17 protein-coding genes are annotated in these 18,454 nt (G+C 73.4%); 12 read left to right on the forward strand and 5 right to left on the reverse strand.

Annotated features, from left to right (window positions below; genetic code table 11):
- Positions 1–47: 47 nt before the first annotated feature.
- Positions 48–899 (forward strand): polysaccharide deacetylase family protein, encoded by an 852-nt coding sequence (locus KBY32_RS02080; RefSeq protein ID WP_210978597.1) that lies wholly within the window; start codon positions 48–50, stop codon positions 897–899.
- 37 nt (positions 900–936) lie between these two features.
- Here the strand turns inward: KBY32_RS02080 and KBY32_RS02085 are convergent, their stop codons facing one another.
- Positions 937–1,596, reverse strand: coding sequence for a class F sortase (locus KBY32_RS02085; protein WP_210978598.1), 660 nt, complete (start codon positions 1,594–1,596; stop codon positions 937–939).
- Positions 1,597–1,928: 332 nt separating this feature from the next.
- Between KBY32_RS02085 and KBY32_RS02090 the strand changes: the two genes are divergently transcribed.
- The gene (locus tag KBY32_RS02090; protein ID WP_055618973.1) at positions 1,929–2,417 is read left to right on the forward strand and encodes a hypothetical protein; all 489 of its coding nucleotides are present in this window, start codon (positions 1,929–1,931) and stop codon (positions 2,415–2,417) included.
- A 98-nt stretch (positions 2,418–2,515) separates the two neighbouring features.
- On the opposite strand, the gene KBY32_RS02095 is transcribed toward KBY32_RS02090, so the two are convergent.
- The 3 genes from KBY32_RS02095 to KBY32_RS02105 form a co-directional block, all read right to left on the reverse strand.
- A complete protein-coding gene (locus KBY32_RS02095) occupies positions 2,516–3,046 on the reverse strand; it encodes a hypothetical protein (RefSeq protein WP_210978599.1) in 531 nt (176 codons plus the stop codon).
- 197 nt (positions 3,047–3,243) lie between these two features.
- The gene (locus KBY32_RS02100) at positions 3,244–4,008 is read right to left on the reverse strand and encodes a DUF4239 domain-containing protein (protein ID WP_108709760.1); all 765 of its coding nucleotides are present in this window, start codon (positions 4,006–4,008) and stop codon (positions 3,244–3,246) included.
- 16 nt (positions 4,009–4,024) lie between these two features.
- Positions 4,025–4,570 (reverse strand): hypothetical protein, encoded by a 546-nt coding sequence (locus KBY32_RS02105; protein WP_308293646.1) that lies wholly within the window; start codon positions 4,568–4,570, stop codon positions 4,025–4,027.
- 261 nt (positions 4,571–4,831) lie between these two features.
- Between KBY32_RS02105 and KBY32_RS02110 the strand changes: the two genes are divergently transcribed.
- The 9 genes from KBY32_RS02110 (at position 4,832) to KBY32_RS02150 (ending at position 16,753) form a co-directional block, all read left to right on the forward strand.
- Entirely contained in the window at positions 4,832–5,812 is a 981-nt protein-coding gene (locus KBY32_RS02110; protein WP_210978601.1) for an SCO0930 family lipoprotein, read from the forward strand.
- Positions 5,813–6,060: 248 nt separating this feature from the next.
- Positions 6,061–6,873 (forward strand): SAM-dependent methyltransferase, encoded by an 813-nt coding sequence (locus tag KBY32_RS02115; RefSeq protein WP_210978602.1) that lies wholly within the window; start codon positions 6,061–6,063, stop codon positions 6,871–6,873.
- The gene (locus tag KBY32_RS02120) at positions 6,870–9,005 is read left to right on the forward strand and encodes a bifunctional diguanylate cyclase/phosphodiesterase (RefSeq protein WP_055619521.1); all 2,136 of its coding nucleotides are present in this window, start codon (positions 6,870–6,872) and stop codon (positions 9,003–9,005) included. The genes KBY32_RS02115 and KBY32_RS02120 overlap by 4 nt, the downstream gene beginning before the upstream one ends.
- A 146-nt stretch (positions 9,006–9,151) precedes the next feature.
- On the forward strand, positions 9,152–10,054 hold the full coding sequence (locus KBY32_RS02125; RefSeq protein WP_247688876.1) for a LysR family transcriptional regulator: 903 nt from the start codon (positions 9,152–9,154) through the stop codon (positions 10,052–10,054).
- A 218-nt stretch (positions 10,055–10,272) separates the two neighbouring features.
- A complete protein-coding gene (locus KBY32_RS02130; RefSeq protein ID WP_055618967.1) occupies positions 10,273–11,280 on the forward strand; it encodes an alcohol dehydrogenase catalytic domain-containing protein in 1,008 nt (335 codons plus the stop codon).
- Positions 11,281–11,307: 27 nt separating this feature from the next.
- Positions 11,308–12,186, forward strand: a complete 879-nt coding sequence (locus tag KBY32_RS02135) for an SDR family oxidoreductase (RefSeq protein WP_055618966.1) — start codon at positions 11,308–11,310, stop codon at positions 12,184–12,186.
- 65 nt (positions 12,187–12,251) lie between these two features.
- Positions 12,252–14,939 carry an AAA family ATPase gene (locus tag KBY32_RS02140; protein ID WP_210978603.1) on the forward strand — a complete coding sequence of 896 codons (2,688 nt, stop codon included), beginning with the start codon at positions 12,252–12,254 and terminating at the stop codon, positions 14,937–14,939.
- 124 nt (positions 14,940–15,063) lie between these two features.
- A complete protein-coding gene (locus tag KBY32_RS02145) occupies positions 15,064–15,888 on the forward strand; it encodes an alpha/beta hydrolase (protein WP_210978604.1) in 825 nt (274 codons plus the stop codon).
- A gap of 85 nt (positions 15,889–15,973) precedes the next feature.
- Positions 15,974–16,753, forward strand: a complete 780-nt coding sequence (locus KBY32_RS02150; protein ID WP_210978605.1) for an SDR family NAD(P)-dependent oxidoreductase — start codon at positions 15,974–15,976, stop codon at positions 16,751–16,753.
- 22 nt (positions 16,754–16,775) lie between these two features.
- Here KBY32_RS02150 and KBY32_RS02155 read toward each other — a convergent pair whose 3' ends face one another.
- Positions 16,776–17,663 carry a LysR family transcriptional regulator gene (locus KBY32_RS02155; protein ID WP_210978606.1) on the reverse strand — a complete coding sequence of 296 codons (888 nt, stop codon included), beginning with the start codon at positions 17,661–17,663 and terminating at the stop codon, positions 16,776–16,778.
- An 83-nt stretch (positions 17,664–17,746) separates the two neighbouring features.
- Between KBY32_RS02155 and KBY32_RS02160 the strand changes: the two genes are divergently transcribed.
- On the forward strand, positions 17,747–18,454 hold the full coding sequence (locus KBY32_RS02160) for a succinate dehydrogenase (RefSeq protein WP_210978607.1): 708 nt from the start codon (positions 17,747–17,749) through the stop codon (positions 18,452–18,454).

Genomic DNA, 18,454 nt, shown 5'->3' on the forward strand with positions numbered 1-18,454 from the left:
CGGTGCCGCACTGGTGCGCCGGTCCGCGGCCGGGCGACCCATGAGTCATGACGAAGGATCAGCTGCCCCCGCGTCTGCTCACCCGCCGCCGTCTGCTCGTCGCCGGCGCCGCCGCCGTCTCGGCCGCCGGCACCGCCGGAGTTCTCGCGGCCGTCGCGGGCGACGACGACCCCGTCCGGGCCGCCGCCCCGGCCGCCGGCCCCCAGGCGCACCCCGCCCGGAAGCCGAACTCCTACCGCCTCCAGCCCCTCACCGGCTACGGCGCACCCCAGGCCGCGCCCCTCCGGCCCCTGGTACGGAGCGCGCCGCTGCTGCGGATGCCGGCACGCGGCCGCACCATGCTGCTGACCTTCGACGACGGCCCCGACCCCCGTTACACCCCGTACATCCTGGACACCCTGCGCGCCTACGACGTCCGGGCCACGTTCTTCGTGTGCGGCGAGATGGCCGACTACAACAAGGGCCTCGTGGCCCGCATGGCCGACGAGGGCCATGTCGTCGGCAACCACACCTGGTCGCACCCCCTGCTCACCCGGCTCGGCCGCCGCCGGATGCGCGCCGAGATGGAGCGCACCAGCGATGTCGTCGAGGAGGCCTGCGGCGAGCGCCCCGCCTGGTTCCGCGCCCCCTACGGCGCCTGGAACCGCACCGCCTTCCAGCTCGGCGCCGACCTGGGCATGGAACCGCTGGCGTGGACCGTGGACACCCTCGACTGGACCGAGCCGGGCACCCGTCGCATCGTCCACCGGGTCCGGGACGGCGCCGCCCCCGGCGTCGTGGTGCTCTCGCACGACGCCGGGGGCGACCGTTCGCAGAGCGTCGCCGCCCTGCGCGCCTATCTGCCGGCACTGCTGGACTCCGGGTACCACCTGACCGTCCCCGACCGGCGGCTCGTGTGACACCGCCGGTCCGCCGGCCGGCCCGGGCCGGGACCGCTCAGCGGACCCCGACCAGGCCGGCGAAGACGACCACGTTCCCGTCGTAGCCGGTCTGCTTGGAGAAGCCGCCGCCGCAGGTGATGACCCGCAGCTCGGCCGTGCCCTTCGAGGCGTACACCCGGTCGCCCGGGAAGTCGTTCTTCTCGAACACCTCGATGCCGTAGATCTGGAACACGGCCGTCTTGCCGTCCTCGCGGACGATCTCGACGCGCTTGCCCTTCTCCAGCGAGCCCAGCCCGTAGAACACCGCGGGCCCCTTCGTGTTGTCGACATGGCCGACGACCACGGCGGTGCCCTTCTCGCCCGGTGTCACGGAGCCGGTGAACCAGCCCGCCAGGTTCGGGTCCTCCGGCGGGGGCGCGGCGACCCAGCCGTCCGCGTCCAGGCCGACCGGGATGATCGGCGCGTCCACCCGGATGCCCGGGATCCGCACCTGGTTCGGCATGGCGTACGGCAGCGGCTTCACGGACTGCGCGAGCCGGCCGGGCAGCCGGTTGTCGGCCGCCGCCGCCGAGGCCGGCTGGGGCGGGCCGACGTCGAACTCCCCGGACCCGTTGCGGATCAGCGCGAGACCGGTCAGCAGCACCAGCGCTATCACGCCCCACGGCGCGCGCGTCCTGCGCCGCTCCTCCTCTTCCTGCTGCTCGGACCCAGACATCGGTACAACCCCTCTCGACCCGGCCGTCGCCGCGTCCTTCGCGCATACCGGAACGCTAAGTCCCGCGCGGCCGCCCGGCGACGGGGCAGAGACGAACGGGTGGCCCGGCGATTTTCGGTGCGCCATACGGGGTGCGGGCCCCCGGAAAATTCTGACGGTGCGTGACCTGCGGTGATCCACTGTGCGGGGCTGTCGCCCGGCGTGTCCCCTCACCAGGACGGACCAGCGCCGAAATGCGGCCCTGCGCACGGCAACTGAGGGTCTTTCTGGGAGGCGCTTTCTCGCCGATCGGACCGGGGACGGGACCCGGGGCGTCTTCCGCGGAGGATCACATGCGTACCACACGTACCCTGGCGGCCGCTGCCACCGCGGTCGTCGCTCTCGGCGTCGCCGCCCCGGCGGCCGTCGCGCGGGACGGCATGCCCGGCCCCAGCAACATCAGGGCGCTGCCCAGCGTCATCGCCCGCGGCGGACAGCTCACCATCACCGTCGACGGCTGCCACTCCGGCGGCACCGCGACCTCGGACGCGTTCCGGCCCACGACGCTGTCGCCCACCGGCGGCGGCACCGCCCGGGGCACCGCGACCGTCGACCACAAGGCCCGTCCGGGCTCGCACAGCATCACCGTCAACTGCGGTGGGCGGACCCTGACCAACCCGGCCGCCTTCACCGTCGTCGGCGGTGTCCGCGGCGGTCTCGGCGGCAGCTCGTCGACGGGCGCCACGCCCACCGACATGGCCATCGGCGGCGGGCTGATCGCCGCGGCCCTCGCGGGCGGCGGCCTGTTCTGGATGCGGCGCCGGGCGGAGAGGCAGATCTGACCGGCCACCCCCTCGACCGCCGTACGCACGTCCACAGACCTTCGCCCCGGCCCCCCACCAGAGGGGACCGGGGCGAAGGCCGTGACGGGGGAGCGGGGTCAGGCGTCGCTCTCGTCGGCGCGACGGCGGGAGAGGTGGTACGCGGTGCCGATCGCACCGGTGATCAGGGCGGCCCCCAGACCGATCTCCTTGAGGTCGAACCCGGCGAGGCTCCCGCCCGCACCGGCCTTGACCCCCTTGTCCGGGTGGTCCGGGTGGTCCGGGTGGTCCGGACGGTGATCAGGATCGGGCCGGCCGCCGGCGATCCGCAGGTCCGCGCTCTGCCAGAACGTGCCGCAGTAGAAGGACACCTCGTACACCGCGCCCCGCCTCGCGTCCCGGTCGACGGTGACCCTGGCGGTGGTCCGCCACCGGGGGATCACGACCGTGTCGAACACTCCGGAGGACACCGTCACGCTCTGGTCGCAGCCGTTGGCGTGCAGCCGCACCCGCCCGCCGGGCTCCACCGTGTCGGGCACCACCCTCGCCCAGAAGCCGGAACTGTCGCCGCTCGCGTGGGCGGCGGGCGCGGACGCGACGAGGGCGCTGACGCCCAGCAGTGCGGCCGACGCGACGCGTATCGCTCGCATGGTGTTCCTCCCGTCCCCGAGGCGCCGGACATGCGCCTCGATGTCCGGAACGCTAGGAACGGGCGCACACGCGCGCGATCGCTGTCGTACGAATGGGGCAACCGTGTGGGCCGGGCAGGGGAACGCGTTGCTGCGGCCGGGCGACGCTGCCGGTGCGGCGGCGTGCGTCCCCCGGCGTGCTGCGGGACGAGGGCGCGTCAGTCCCTCGCGTCCGGGAAGAGATCGAGGAACGGCTGTGCCGCGTCGGCCGCCCCGTGGTTGTACGGGGAGTCGAAGTCCCAGATCAGGAAGAGCAGGAAGGCGATCAGCGCGGAGAACAGCCCGGCGAGCACCAGTTCCCGTGGGGTGCGCCGGATCTGCAGGGCGAACACCATGCCGATGGTGACCACCGCCCCGGCCAGCAGCCCGAACCACACCACGCCCGGCATGGTCGCGCCGGTGGAGTCGCCGCGGGCGATCCGCGCCTGGTCGGCCGCCGTCACCTGGTCGACCAGCGGCTGGTAGGCCTGCGCCTCGAAGTCAGTCCGCGGTTCGTAGTCGGTGACGTCCTCACGGAGGCGCTGGAGCAGCGCGGTGCCGCGGTCGGTGAGGTCGCCGTCGTCCGCCATGGTCTTCCACTCGGTGGTGACGACGTGTCCGACATAGGCGTTGACATCGTCCCGAATGCGGTCGCGGATCTCGGGCGGGTAGACCCGGACCCGTTCCGAGATCTCGTGCAGCGCCACCGCCTCCGCCTGGACGTGGTCCTGGGCGGCGCTGCGGCCCTCCCAGACGCCCGCGATGGCCAAGCCCAGGACGATGGCGTAGACGACGCCGATCCACATCGTCATGTACTCGATGACGTCGGGGGTCTCGGAGGGGTCCTCGTCCTCGGGGGCCCTCCGGTGCCGCACGAGGGTGATGATCACCACCACACCGCAGGCGGCGAGCATCGCGAGGGTGAGAACAAGCCATTCCGGCAAGGGGATCCTCCAGAAGTCAGCGTGGGCGCAGGGCGGCGACCGCGGCGATGGCGGGAACCGCGATGAGCAGGACGAAGGTCAGAGGCGACGTGGCGCCGCTCGCCGCCTGCTGTCGCGGGGTGGCGCGGTGCGGCGGGTAGTGGACGCGGGTCGGGCTGGGCTCGGGCGCGGGCGGCGGGGGTTTCGGTTTCGGCTTCGGCGGCGCGGGAGCGGGCGCCGGAGGGGGTGTGGGCGTTGGGGTCGGTGGGGGCGCCGGCCGCGGGGGCGCGGGCCGGGGCGTCGGTTCCGGCTTGGGCGTCGGCTTGGGTGTCGGCTTCGGCTTGGGCTCGGGTTTCGGCTCGGGCGGAGGAGGCGGGGGCGGTGGCTCGGGCGTCGGTGTCGGCGTCGGCGTCGGAGTGGGGGTCGGTGTCGGCGGGGGGCACTGCGGCGGGGTCGGCCAGGTGAGGCTTCCGGCGACCGCCACCGCCTGGACGCCGCCGGGCCCGGTGTCGGCGTAGGCGCAGGCGTCGGCCACCGCCGTCCCGGCCGGCGCCGTCACCAGCAGCCAGGTCAGCGCCACCACGGGCAACAACCGTGCGGCAAGGGTGGATTGTCTGGGTTCGGGTCCGTGCACGACGAAGATCATGAGTCGCCGTCGACCGCCACACGCCGAGGAACGGAGGGATTGCCCCGAACGGGGGACGGGCGGCCCGACCGGGTTTCACAGGTTCCCGAAAGAATTTCGGCCGCTCGTTGAACACGGACGGGGTTCCGCTGCGTACTCCTCGTCGTGCGGCGGCGCAGCAGGGCGCTGCGACACCCTTGTGAGTCTGGGGAGTTGACGATGAAGACCTCGTGGCGGAGCGCCTCGCTCGCGGTGAGCGCCGTGGCGCTGCTGGCGCTGACGACGGCATGCGGCCAGGAGACCACCCCGCCGGCGAGTCAGAACGTGGGAGCCACGGCCGCCACGGGCGGCGGTTACGGTTCCGCGGGCACCGGCCTCGGCGGTGCCGACGCCGGCGCGCCCGGCCAGGAGGGCATCGGCGCGCAGACCTCCACCGCCGGTGAACTGTCCGTGTCCACCAACGCCGAGCTCGGCAAGGTGCTGACCGACAGCGGCGGTCTGACCCTCTACCGGTTCGACAAGGACACCGCCGACCCGGCCAAGTCCAACTGCGACGGCGAGTGCGCCAAGAAGTGGCCCCCGGTCCCCGCCGACGACGTCGAGGCCGGCGCCGGCATCGACAAGGCCCTCCTGGGCTCGGTCACCCGGTCCGACGGCACCAAGCAGCTCACCGTCGACGGCTGGCCGGCGTACCGCTTCGCCAAGGACATCAACGCCGGTGACGTCAACGGCCAGGGCGTCGGCGGCACCTGGTACGCGCTCGCCCCCGACGGCAAGAAGGCGCAGGGCGGCGCCGGTGCGCAGACCAGCGATCTGCCGGGCCTGTCCACCCGCAAGGACCCCAAGCTCGGTGAGATCGTCATAGACGGCAACGGGCACACGGTCTACCGCTTCATGAAGGACTCGCCCTGGCCGATGAAGACGGCCTGCACCGGCGAGTGCCTGAAGAAGTGGCCGGTCATCAAGCCGGTGGACGCCAAGGACACCAAGGGCATCGACCTGAAGGGCTCCGGTCCGCGCGGCCAGGGCTACGTCGTCTTCGACCGGCCCGACGGGATCAGGCAGCAGACCATCGACTGCGTGCCGATCTACACCTTCGCCGGCGACAAGAAGCCCGGCGACACCAACGGTCAGGGCGTCGGCGGCACCTGGTTCGCCATCCGCCCCGACGGCAAGCCGGTCGGCGCGTCGGAGAAGTGAGGATCAGACCTCCCCAGGGTTGATCCGCGCGCACGGCCCCGGTCCGCCCCCTGAAGCCCACCGCTCAGGGGGCGGACCCGTGTGCCGTGCTTCGGTCGTTTTCAGGGGAAGTGCGTGGGGCCCCGGCACGGCACGTGCCAGCGGCAGTGACCGGGAACGGATGGTCAATTTCCGTTTCTGCTCGCTCCATTGGCGGGCGATCAGTAGCCTCAGCTCGAACACCGGATCGCCTACGTGTTGGAGAAAAGATGGAGCGCCCCGCCTGGGCCCCCCGGAGCATCGACATCACGGTGCCCAGCGTCTCGCGCATCTACGACTTCTACCTGGGCGGGTCGTACAACTTCGAGGTCGACCGGGAAGCGGCCCGCAAGGCCATGGAGTTCATGCCGGGCCTGCCCAAGATCATGCAGGCCAACCGGGCGTTCATGCGGCGCGCGGTGCGCTTCGCCGTCGACGAGGGCATCACGCAGTTCCTCGACATCGGCTCCGGCATCCCGACGTTCGGCAACGTCCACGAGGTCGCCCAGGCGGCGAGTCCCGGAGCCCGCGTGGTCTACGTCGACCACGACCCGGTCGCCGTCGCCCACAGCGAGGCCGTCCTGGCCGGCAACGACGACACCGGAGTCGTCGCCGCGGACCTGCGCAAGCCCCAGGACATCCTGTCCAGTTCCGAGGTCGGGCGACTGATCGACCTGAACCGGCCGGTCGCGCTGCTTCTCGTTGCCATACTGCACTTCGTGGAGGACGAGGACGATCCGTACGGAGCGGTGGCCGAACTGCGCGACGCGCTCGCGCCCGGCAGCATGCTGGTGCTCACGCACGCCTCGTACGAGAACATCCCGCTGTCCCAGGAGCGGGCCAAGGGCACGGTCGACGTGTACGAGGACATCCGCAACCCGCTGATCATGCGTTCGCGCGACGGGATCGCGCGGTTCTTCGAGGGGTACGACATGGTGGAACCCGGACTGGTGCCGATGCCGCTCTGGCGCCCGGACACCGAACCGGAGGACGACGACCGATGGGCCCGTTCCGGGTTCGCCGGCGTGGGGCGTACGGCGTGAGCGCGGGGGCCGACGAGCCGGAGGACAGACTGCGCCGGTTCGCGACGATCTGGAGCCGGGCCGTCTTCCCGGTGACCTCGACGTCGTCGACCCGGCCGGAGTTCGAGGAACAACTGATGCCGCTCGCGCGGCGGTTGAGCGACGCCCTGCGGGCGCGTTCCTTCGACGCCGACGAGGGCAAGGCGGTCGGCGCCGCCCTGGTCGACGCGCACTGCACCGACCCGGAGGCGCTCAGCCGCTCACTGGACTGCGTCGACGCTTACCTGGTGCTCTACTGCGGCGGCGACGGCGACCAGGAGGACCTCAGGGCCCGCTCGGCACGGCTCCAGCACGCCATGGCCGCCGGATACGCCCAGGCGCTGCGCGCCCGCACCCTCGCCGAGCAGGAGGCGATCTCCGCGGCCGCCCTCAAGGCCCAGGGCGTCGTCGCGCAGGCCCTGCACGCCACCGAGGCCCGGTTCCGCGCGGTCTTCGAGGGCGCGGCCATAGGGATCGGCATCGCCGACCTGGACGGCAACATCCTCCAGGTGAACGGCGCGCTGCTGCGGATGTTCGGCGTCTCCGCGCAGTCCATGCAGTCCCGCAAGGTACGGGACTGGACCCACCCCGAGGACGCCCCGCAGACCTGGAAGCTCTACGAGGAACTCGTCCGCGGCGAACGCGAGCACTACCACCTCGAGAAGGCGTTCTACCGCCCCGACGGCACCGTCCTGTGGACCAACCTCACGGTCTCGCTGCTGCGAGACGCGGACGGCGCGCCCCAGTACCAGCTGGCCCTCATGGAGGACACCACCGAGCGCCGGCTGCTCAATCTGCGGCTGCGCTACGAGGCCACCCACGACGCCCTGACCGGTCTGCCCAACCGCACGTTCTTCTTCGAGCGCCTGGAGAAGGCGCTGGCCGCGGGCGAGGGCCAGCGGTTCGGCCTGTGCTACCTCGACCTGGACGGCTTCAAGACCGTCAACGACAGCCTCGGCCACGCGGCCGGCGACCGGCTGCTCGTCGAGGTCGCCGACCGGCTCCAGTCCTGCGCCACCGCGCCCGGCGAGATGGTCGCGCGGCTCGGCGGCGACGAGTTCGTGGCGCTCACGACCGGCCCCGGCACCGAACGCGAGGTCGACGAGCTCGCCGCCCGGATCATGAACGCCCTGCTCGCGCCGATCAGCGTCGACGGCCGGGAGCTGACCGTGCGCGGCAGCATCGGCATCGTCGAGGGCCCGGCCGGGGAGCGCAGCGCGGCGGAGGTGCTGCGCAGCGCCGACATCACCATGTACCGGGCCAAGTCGGCGGGCGGCAACCGCTTCGAACTGGCGGACCCGGAGGCCGACGCCCGCGCCATCACCCGGCACGGGCTGACCACGGCGCTGCCGACGGCCCTGGACCGGGGCGAGTTCTTCATCGAGTACCAGCCGCTGGTCCACCTCGGCGACGGCAGTGTGCGCGGCGCGGAGGCCCTGGTGCGCTGGCTGCATCCGCAGCACGGCATCCTCGGCCCGGACCGGTTCATCCCGCTCGCCGAGCACACCGGCCTGATCGTGCCGCTCGGCCGGTGGGTGCTGGAGCAGTCGGTCCGTCAGGCACGCGCCTGGCGGGAGCGGTACCACGACGACGGACCGCTCCGCATCAACGTCAATCTGTCGCCGTGCCAGCTCACCCACCCCGGACTGGTCCAGGACACCGTCGAGATCCTGGAGCGCGCGGGTGTGCAGCCCGACGCGCTCTGCCTGGAGGTCACCGAGTCGGCCCTCATCGGCGCCGACGACGCCCTGCTCAAGCCGCTGCGCCGGCTGGCCGAGATGGGCGTCGACATCGCCCTCGACGACTTCGGCACCGGCTACTCCAACCTCGCCAATCTGCGCCGGCTGCCGGTGAGCGTCCTCAAGCTGGACCGCTCGTTCACCCAGAGCATGCAGCGCTTCCCCGCCGACCCCGTCGACCTCAAGATCGTCGAGGGGATCGTGTCCTTGGCGCACAGCCTGGACCTCGCGGTGACGGTGGAGGGCGTGGAGACCGGCGCGCAGGCCGAGCAGCTGCGCATCCTGGGCTGCGACACCGCCCAGGGCTGGTACTACGCCCGCCCGGGCCCGCCGGACCGGCTGCACGAACTGGCGCTGGTCGACGCCACGGGGTGATCCGGCGCCGGTGCCGGTGCCGTTCCTGGCGCCGCGGGGCTGCCGGACGCCCGTCGGCCCGGCATCCCGCCGTCGTATAGCGTGAACGGGAAGAGGCGGACGGCGGCGCCGGGTCCGAGGAGGCCGCCGGAAAGGCGGGTCCGGCCATGCGCGACAGGCCGATCGATCTGGACCTGCGCAAGGTGCGCTACTTCGTGGCGGTGGCCGAGCGCCGGCACTTCGGGCAGGCGGCCGTCGCCCTGCACGTCACCCAGCCCGCCCTGTCCCGCCAGGTGCGCCAGCTGGAACACGAGCTGCGCGTCGAGCTGTTCACCCGCAGCACCCGCGAGGTCGCGCTCACCCCGGCCGGCGAGCAGTTCCTGCACGACGCCAAGGCGCTGCTCGCCGCGTCCGAGGCCGCCCAGGAACGGGCCCGCCGGATCGGCGCCGGATCCGACGCGCTGGTCGTCGGCTTCATGCTGGGCACGGACGTCGGCCCGGCGCTCAACGCGTTCTCCGGACGCTTCCCGCACGTCTCCGTCGAACTGGTGCGGCTGCGCTGGTGGAGCCAGGCGCGGACCCTGCTGGACGGCGGCGTCGACGTCGGGTTCGTCCGGCCGCCGCTGGAGACCGACGGCGTGGACCTCCTGCCGCTCTACACCGAACGCCTGAACGCCGTCCTGCCCGCCGGCCACCCCCGGGCGCGGGACGGCGAGATCGCCCTCGCGGACCTCGCCGGCGAACGGGTCCTGGAGTACGCCGAGGCGAGCGAGGCGTGGTCGGCCGTCTGGAACGCCGACCCCCGCCCCGACGGCACCCGGCCCGACCACGGCCCCGCCTTCCACGACATGGAGGAACTGCTGGGCTACGTCCGGGGCGGACGCGGGATCGCCTTCGTCCCCGGGTCCGCGGCGGCCGCGTTCCCCCGGTCCGACATCGCCTACGTGCCGGTCACCGGCGTACCACCCGGCCAGGTCGCACTGGCCTGGCCGACCCGGCGACGCTCACCCGTGGTGAGCGGTTTCGTGGAGACGGCCCGCGCCGCCGTCGCGGGCCGGCATCCGGCGTAGACCCGCGGCATCGCGGTCGCGGGCCGGCATCCCGCCGAGCCGTGCGGTGTGGTCATCGCGGGCACGTGCCGCCGGGCACGCACCCTGACCTGCGGCGATGCAACCTCGGCATCAATCCCGTCAGGACCGGCATTGGACGTCCCGGAGACGGGCCCCAAGACTCGGAAGGGCCGGGACCTCACCGGCGTCCTCCCTCCCGAACCCCCTTGGAGCCCGCCATGCGTGCTGCCGTAGCGACCGGCGCGAATCTCCCCCTCACCCTGGACGACCTCGACCTCCCGCACCCCGCCGCCGGTGAGGTCCTCGTCAAGGTCACCGCCTGCGGCGTCTGCTTCTCCGATCTGAGCCTGCTGCGCGGCCACTACCCCTTCGCCCGGTTCCCCGTGGTGCCCGGGCACGAGATCACCGGCGTCGTCACCGCCGTCGGGGAGGGCGTCACCTTCCCCGAGGTCGGCACGGCCGTCGGCGGACAGTTCCTGTACGACTCCTGCGGCCACTGCGACTACTGCGTGCGCGGCGACCAGATCCTGTGCCCGCGCAAGCGGGTCACCGGTGTGGTGGCCGACGGCGGTTACGCCGAGTACGTGCTGCTCAAGGCCGGGTTCGTCACCCCGCTGCCGGACGGCCTCGACCCGGTGGCCGCGGCCCCGCTGATGTGCGCCGGCCTCACCGCCTTCAACGGGCTGCGGCAGGCCGGGACCACCGCGAACTCGCGGGTCGCGGTCGTCGGTCTCGGCGGTGTGGGCGCCCTCGCCGTGCGCTACGCCGTCGCCATGGGCGCGAGCGTCGCCGTGATCGGCCGGTCCCGGCGCGGCGAGGACCAGGCGAAGGCGCTCGGCGCCGACCTGTTCGTCGCCACCGCCGACTCCGACCCGGCGGACGCCCTGAAGGCGTGGGGCGGCGCCGACGTCGTCCTCAACGCCGCCCCCTCCACGGAGGCGGCCGCCGCGACCCTCGGCGGCATCGCCCCCGACGGCACCCTGCTGCTGCTCGGCTACGGCCCCGAGCCGCTGACCCTGCCCACCCAGCCCATGATCCTCAACCGGCTGCACGTGGCCGCCTCGCCGTCCGGCTCCCCGCACGATCTGCGCGACACCCTGGCGTTCTCGGCGGCCCACGACATCCTCCCCGAGGTCACCCCGATCACCCTCGACCAGGCGCCGGGCGTCCTCGACGCGATGGCCGACGGCTCCGCCCACGGCCGCAGCGTGATCACCTTCGCCTGACCGGCCCCCCGTCCCAAGGAGTCAGCCATGCCGTACACCGTCCTCGTCACAGGCGCCTCCAGCGGTTTCGGTGCCCTGACCGCCCGCGCCCTCGCCGACGCCGGCCACACCGTGCATGCCGGGATCCGGCAGACCACCGGCCGCAACGCCCCGGCCGTCGCCGACGCCCGCGCCTACGCCGCACAGCACGGCGTCGACCTGCGCCCCCTCGAACTCGACGTGTCCAGCCAGGAGTCCGTGGACGCGGCCGTCGCCGAGGCCGGCCGGATCGATGTCGTCGTCCACAACGCCGGGCACATGGTCCTCGGCCCGACGGAGTCCTTCACCCCGGAGCAGATCGCCGAGATCTACGACACCAACGTCGTCTCCACCCAGCGCGTCAACCGGGCCGTGCTCCCGCAGATGCGCGAGCGCCGCGACGGGCTGCTGGTGTGGGTGGGCTCGTCCAGCACCTACGGCGGGACCCCGCCCTACCTCGGCCCCTACTTCGGCGCCAAGGCCGCCATGGACCACCTCGCCAAGAGCTACGCCGTCGAACTGAGCCGCTTCGGCATCGACACGGCCCTCGTGGTCCCCGGTTCCTTCACCTCCGGAACCAATCACTTCGCCCACGCCATGCACCCGTCGGACACGGCCACGGCCGAGGCCTACGACGCCCTGTACGGCGGGCTGATGGACGACGTCGGCAAGGCTCTCGCCGCACTGGCCCCGGCCGACGCCGACGTCCAGGACGTCGCCCGCGCCATCGTCCGCATCGTCGGCACACCCAAGGGCGAGCGGCCGTTCCGGACCACCATCGACCCGGCCGACGACGGCTCCCAGCGGGTCAGCGACGTCGCCGACACCGTCCGCGCCGAGTTCTACGCCCGCATCGGCATGCCGGACCTGCTGACCCCCCGCGTCTGACGCCCACCGCGAAGGCCGCGGCCGTTCGGGCGGCGGCCCGGCCTCACAAGGGGCAGCATGAGCGCATGGGGCATGCGGGTCCGATCGTGGGGCGGGAGCGGGAGATCGGCGAGCTGACGGCGTTCGTCGCCGCCGCCGAGGGGCGGGCGCTCGTGCTGCGTGGCGAGCCCGGGGTGGGCAAGAGCGCGCTGCTGGACGTGGCGGCGGAGCGGGCGGCCGACCTGGGGCAGCGCGTCGTCCGCGCCGCCGGAGTGGAGGCCGAGGCCGGACTGGCGTTCGCGGGGCTGCACCAGCTGCTGCATCCGCTGCTGGCCGACGCCGGCGCGCTCGAGCCGGCGACGCGGGCCGCGTTCGACATCGTCTTCGGGAGGAGCACGGGTGAGCCGCCGTCCGTGATGACCCTGGGCGTCGCCGTCCTGGATCTGCTGGCCCTGGCCTCCGGTGACGTACCGCTGCTGCTCGTGGCCGACGACGCGCACTGGCTGGATCCGCAGAGCGCGGAGGTGGCGCGGTTCATCGCCCGGCGGCTGTCCGGACACGCCGTGCACATGGCGGTCGGGACACGGGCCGACACACCGTCACCGTGGGACGGCGCCGGGCTTCCCGAACTCACCGTGCCCCCGTTGTCGGCCGAGGCCTCGGCACGGCTGCTGGACACCACCAGCCCCGGCCTGACCGCGCCGGTCCGCCGCCGGATCCTCGACGAGGCCAGCGGCAACCCCCTCGCCCTGCTGGAGCTGCCCGCCGCCGCGGGCCCCGCCGACGGGCCCGAACTTCCGCTGTCCCGGCGGCTGGAGCGGCTGTACGGCGACCGGATCGCCGGCCTCGGCCGGGCCGAGCGCGCGGAGCTGCTGCGGGCCGCGCTCGACGGCACCGGCGCACTGCCGGGCCGGGCCCGCCGCCCGCTGCGCGCCGTCGACGACGCCGTGGCACTCGGCCTGCTCACCACCGACGCCGGTACCGGCGACCTGGTCTTCCGCCACCCGCTCGTCCGCTCCGCCCTGCTGCAGTCCGCCACGCCCAACGAACGCCGGGCCGCCCACGCCGACCTGGCCCGGCTGCACCGCGGGGAACTCGAACGCCACGCCACCCACCTCGCGGCGGCCACCGTCGACCCGGACGAATCGGTCGCCGTCGTCCTGGAGCGCGCCGCCCGTTCCGCCACCGCGCGCGGCGGCTCGGCGGCCGCCCTCACCCTGCTGACCCGGGCCGCCGAGCTCAGTCCCACCGTGGCCGAGCGTTCCCGCCGCCTCGGCGAGGCCGCCTTCGTCGCCGCCCAGTCCGCGCTGCTGGACCAGGCGCGCGAACTGCGCGCGGCCTCCGACCAGCTGGCCGGCACGGACGCCTCACCGACCGCCGTGATCACGTACGCCTACAGCGTGCTCTACGAGGACGGCGACGTCCGCTCCGCCCACCGCAGGCTGGCCGCGGAACTGAGGGCGCTCCCGCCGGACGCCGACGACGGGATCCGCGCACGGCTGCTGAACCTGCTGCTCGGCGTCAGCATGTTCTCCGCCGACCCCGCCCTGTGGCGGGTGAGCGACGCGCTGACGGACCGGGACGGGGACCGCGTCGGCGGAGCCACCCCGCTCTACCGGGACGCCTGGGGCGACGTGGCCCGCACGGGGGCCGGGGCGCGCGAGCGGGTGCTGGCCGCGTTCGGCGAGCTCGGCGACGGCCAGCCGTGGGACGTGATGCGGCACGGCGTGGCCGCGTACTATCTGGACGCGCTCGCCGACCACCGGACGCTGGTACGCCGGGTCGCCGAACGCGAGACGGGCAGCGGCGCCGTCACCAACGCGATGACGCTGCTGCAGCTCGTCATGCTCGACCAGATCTCCAGCGGCGAGTGGGACGCCGCCGAGGAGACCGGCCGCCGCGGGCTCGCCCTCACCGTCACCCACGGCTACCGGCTGTTCGAGCACCAGTACCACGGCTTCCTCGGTCTGCTCGCGGCCTGGCGCGGGGACGGCGGCACCGCCCGCGCGGCCCTCGACCGCGTCGACCGCTGGGCCCGCCCGCGCGGCGTCGGCCACCTCACCCAGCTCGCCGAGGCGATCGGCGCGGCCCTGGGCCTGTCCACCGGCGACTACGAGAGCGCGTACACCTACGCGAGCGGCCTCACCGTCCCCGGCACCTTCACCCCGTACTCCCAGCAGGCCCTGCGCACCCTGCTGGACCTGGTGGAGGCCGCCGTGCACAGCGGACGCCACGACCAGGCCCGCCGGCACGCCCTCGCCGCCCGCGACCAGGGCCTCCCGGCCGTCTCCCCGCGCCTGGACCTCGTGACCACCGCGGCGCTGGCGATGACGGGCGACGACTCCGACGCCGGACCGCTGTTCGAGCGGGCGGTCACCCATCCGGGCGGGGCCGACTTCCCCTTCGAGCTGGCCCGGATCCGGCTGGAGCAGGGCATGTGGCTGCGCCGCGCCCGCGAACGCGTGGCGGCCCGGACGGCTCTCGGCCTGGCCGCCGACACCTTCGAACGGCTCGGTGCCACCCCCTGGCTGCACCGCGCCCGGGCCGAGCTGCGCGCCGCCGGGCTGCCCGGCGGGAGCGCCGCCACCGGCGCGGCCCTCACCCCCCAGGAGCGGCAGATCGCCGAACTCGCGGCGAGCGGCTTGAGCAACAAGCAGATAGGCGCCCGGCTCTACCTCTCCCCGCGCACGGTCGGCGCCCATCTCTACCGGGTCTTCCCCAAGCTCGGCATCTCCTCCCGCGCCTCCCTGCGGGACGCCCTCGAAGGGACCTGACCCCGTGCGCGCCGGGCCGCGGTCACCGACGACAGTCATTCGACTCAATCGGTCCGGGTGACCGTCGCGGCACGGTGGAGACAACGCACCGCCCCCGGCGGTTCCGACGTCCCAGGAGCCGGTCATGGCCACCTCGCGCATCCCCCTCGTCCTCATCCACGGACTGTGGCTGCATGCCTCGTCCTGGCAGCCCTGGGCCGACCTCGCGACCGGACGCGGGTACGCGCCGCTGGCCCCCGGCTGGCCGGGCGAGGCGGCCACCGTCGCGGAGGCGCGCCGGCACCCCGAGGCCGTCGCCGGGCTCGGCATCGACGACGTCACGGACCATTACGCCGGGATCATCCGCTCCCTCGACGCCTCGCCCGTGCTGATCGGCCACTCCTTCGGCGGGCTGATCGCGCAGAAGCTGCTCGGGAAGGGCCTGGCCCGGGCCGCGGTCGCCGTCGACCCGGCGCAGATCAAGGGCGTCAGGGCGCTTCCCCCGGCCCAGCTGCGGGCCGGCTTCCCGGTACTGGGCAACCCGGCGAACCGCAAGCGCTCGGTGTCCCTGACCCCGGCGCAGTTCCGCTTCGGCTTCGGCAACGCGCTGGAGCCGGCCGAGTCCGACGCCCTGCACGAGCGGTTCACCATCCCCTCGCCGGGGCGCCCCCTTTTCGAAGCCGCCTTCGCGGCCTTCACCCGGCACTCACCCGCCGAGGTCGCCACCCGTAACCCCGACCGGGGCCCGCTGCTGCTGATCTCCGGACAGGCCGACCACACCGTCCCGGACGTGGTGACCCGCTCCGCCTACAAGCTCTACGGCGACTCGCCGGCCGTCACCGAACTCAAGCAGTTCCCCGACCGCGGCCACTCGCTCACCGTGGACCACGGCTGGCGGGCCGTCGCCGAGTACGCGCTGGACTGGCTGGACCGGCAGGGCATCCAGGGCCACGACACCGCACACGCCTGACCTCATGTCCCCAGCGACATCGCACCCCCTCCCGCGACTTCGCATTCACGGCGACTTCGCATTCGCAGCACAGGAGTTGGACAGCATGAGCAGCGAACTGAACGGCAGGACCGCCGTCGTCACGGGTGCCAGCAAGGGCATCGGACTGGCGATCGTGGAGGCACTCGTCCAGGCCGGCGCCCACGTCGTGGCGGGGTCGCGTACGACCTCGGAACGGCTGAAGACCCTGGCCGAGGAGGGCTCGGTCACCTGGGTGCCGGTCGACCTCGCCGAGCCGGAGGCGGCCGGGGAACTCGTCGCCGCGGCGGGCGGACGCGTCGACGTCCTGGTCAACAACGTCGGCACGGCACCCGCCCGCACCGGCGGCTTCCTGTCGGTCGGCGACGAGGAGTGGCGGCGCACGATCGACCTCAACCTGCTGGCGGCCGTACGGGTCACCCGGGCCGCGCTGCCCGTGATGCTGGACGCCGGCGACGGCTCGGTGATCACGGTCGGCTCCGTCAACGCCACTCTCCCGGAGCCGCTGGTCATCGACTACAGCGCGGGCAAGGCCGCCCTGGTGGCGTTCTCCAAGGCGCTGTCGAAGGAGGTCGGCCCGAAGGGCGTCCGCGTCAACACCGTCAGCCCGGGCCCGGTCGAGACGGAGCTGTGGCTGGGCGGCGGGGGAGTGGCGCAGACGGTCTCGGACGCCGCGGGCATCACCCCGGACGACGTGGTCGCCCAGGCCTCGAAGTCCACGGTCACCGGCCGCTTCTCCCAGCCCGCGGAGATCGCCGACCTCGTGGTCTTCCTCGCCGGCGACCGCTCCCGCAACATCACCGGCAGCGATCTGATCATCGACGGAGGCTACATCCCCACGTGGTGAGGGGCGGGCGGGTGCGGGTCGCTCAGCGCTCCAGCAGCATCCGCTGCAGTTCGCGTGCGGCCCGGGGCGGGGCCACGTCGCTGCGGTGGGCCAGGGCGATCGTGCGGTGCAGGCCGGGCCGGGCCAGTGGGGTGACCCGTAGGCCCCGGCCCGAGCGCGCCGCCACCATGCGCGGGACGACGGCGAGGCCCAGCCCCGCCCGGACGAAGCCCAGGACGGCGTCCATCTCGCCGCCCTCGACCGCGAAGTCCGGTTCGAAGCCCTCGGCGCGGCACGCGGCCACCGTCAGCTCGCGCAGGTCGTAGCCGTGCCGGAACATCACGAGCCGTTCGCCCTCCAGGTCGGCGATGCGTACCGTGCGCCGGCCGGGGCCGCCGGGGGCGGGCGCCTCCGGTGAGGACACCACCACCAGGTCCTCGCGGAGCAGCTCCACCGTCGTCAGCGCGGGGGAGGGGGTCGGCAGGGGCAGCACGACGAGGGCGAGGTCGAGGGTGCCGCGCGCCAGCTCGCGCACCAGGTCGTGCGAACCGCCCTCCTCGATCAGCAGCCGGATGCCGGGGTAGCGGTCGTGGAAGGCGCGCAGCACGTCCGGGAGCAGACCCGTGCACAGGCTCGGCGTGGCCCCGAGCCTGACCCGGCCGCCGCGCAGCTGCACCAGCTCCTGCACCTCGTGCCGGGCGGTGTCGGCGTCGGCCAGGATGCGCCGGGCCAGCGGCAGCAGGGCCTCCCCGGCGTCCGTCAGCGTGATGTTGCCCCGCGCCCGCAGGAACAGGTCCGCGCCCAGCTCCCGCTCCAGCGCCTTGATCTGCTGCGACAGCGAGGGCTGCGCCACGTGCACGAGATCGGCGGCGCGGGTGAAGTGCCGGGTCTCGGCGACCGCCACGAAGTACTGGAGCTGCTGGAACTGCATCCAGTCATCATAGGTGACGGCTATCGAAACGAGGCGCACCATGTCTTGGACCGATCGGGCCGTTCGGCCCTAGCGTCCTAGGCATGGCTCTGGCAACGCGGACGGACCGACGGCCGTCCTTCGCGCGCACGGTGTGGGACTCGACCGTCGGCAAGAAGACCGTGATGGCGGTCAGCGGACTGATCATGCTGCTCTACCTGGTCGTCCATATGATCGGCAATCTGAAGATCTTCTTCGGCGCCGGCGACTTCAACCACTACGCGCACTGGCTGCGCACCGTCGGCGAGCCGTTCATGCACTACGAGTGGACGCTCTGGCTCGTCCGCGTGGTCCTGGTCGTCGCCGTCGTCGCCCACGCGGTCTCGGCGTACCAGCTCAGCCGCCGCGACATCAAGGCCCGCCCCACCCGCTATGTGCACAGGAAGCCGCGCGCCTCCTACGCCACCCGCACCATGCGCTGGGGCGGCGTCATCCTCGCGCTGTTCATCGTCTGGCACCTCCTGGACCTGACGACCGGCTCCGTGCACTCCGGCGGTTTCCAGGAGGGCCGCCCGTACCAGAACGTCGTGGACACCTTCTCCACCTGGTACGGCAACGTCATCTACATCGTGGCGATGCTCGCCGTCGGACTGCACGTCCGGCACGGCTTCTGGAGCGCCGCCCAGACCCTCGGCGCCGGCAGCCGCACCCGCGACCGCGCCCTGAAGGCCACGGCCAACGTCCTCGCGCTGCTGCTCACGGCCGGCTTCATCGCCGTACCCGTGGGCGTCATGACCGGAGTGGTGAGCTGA

The organism is Streptomyces sp. RK62 (genome assembly GCF_018070255.1).
Taxonomy (GTDB): Bacteria; Actinomycetota; Actinomycetes; order Streptomycetales; family Streptomycetaceae; genus Streptomyces; species Streptomyces nigra.

Excerpts from the sequence above, each read along its gene's own strand:
- KBY32_RS02080 (WP_210978597.1), top strand. The coding sequence starts at position 48 with ATGACGAAGGATCAGCTGCCCCCGCGTCTGCTCACCCGCCGCCGTCTG.
- KBY32_RS02085 (WP_210978598.1), bottom strand. The coding sequence starts at position 1,596 with ATGTCTGGGTCCGAGCAGCAGGAAGAGGAGGAGCGGCGCAGGACGCGC.
- KBY32_RS02090 (WP_055618973.1), top strand. The coding sequence starts at position 1,929 with ATGCGTACCACACGTACCCTGGCGGCCGCTGCCACCGCGGTCGTCGCT.
- KBY32_RS02095 (WP_210978599.1), bottom strand. The coding sequence starts at position 3,046 with ATGCGAGCGATACGCGTCGCGTCGGCCGCACTGCTGGGCGTCAGCGCC.
- KBY32_RS02110 (WP_210978601.1), top strand. The coding sequence starts at position 4,832 with ATGAAGACCTCGTGGCGGAGCGCCTCGCTCGCGGTGAGCGCCGTGGCG.
- KBY32_RS02115 (WP_210978602.1), top strand. The coding sequence starts at position 6,061 with ATGGAGCGCCCCGCCTGGGCCCCCCGGAGCATCGACATCACGGTGCCC.
- KBY32_RS02125 (WP_247688876.1), top strand. The coding sequence starts at position 9,152 with ATGCGCGACAGGCCGATCGATCTGGACCTGCGCAAGGTGCGCTACTTC.
- KBY32_RS02130 (WP_055618967.1), top strand. The coding sequence starts at position 10,273 with ATGCGTGCTGCCGTAGCGACCGGCGCGAATCTCCCCCTCACCCTGGAC.
- KBY32_RS02135 (WP_055618966.1), top strand. The coding sequence starts at position 11,308 with ATGCCGTACACCGTCCTCGTCACAGGCGCCTCCAGCGGTTTCGGTGCC.
- KBY32_RS02140 (WP_210978603.1), top strand. The coding sequence starts at position 12,252 with ATGGGGCATGCGGGTCCGATCGTGGGGCGGGAGCGGGAGATCGGCGAG.
- KBY32_RS02145 (WP_210978604.1), top strand. The coding sequence starts at position 15,064 with ATGGCCACCTCGCGCATCCCCCTCGTCCTCATCCACGGACTGTGGCTG.
- KBY32_RS02150 (WP_210978605.1), top strand. The coding sequence starts at position 15,974 with ATGAGCAGCGAACTGAACGGCAGGACCGCCGTCGTCACGGGTGCCAGC.
- KBY32_RS02155 (WP_210978606.1), bottom strand. The coding sequence starts at position 17,663 with ATGCAGTTCCAGCAGCTCCAGTACTTCGTGGCGGTCGCCGAGACCCGG.
- KBY32_RS02160 (WP_210978607.1), top strand. The coding sequence starts at position 17,747 with ATGGCTCTGGCAACGCGGACGGACCGACGGCCGTCCTTCGCGCGCACG.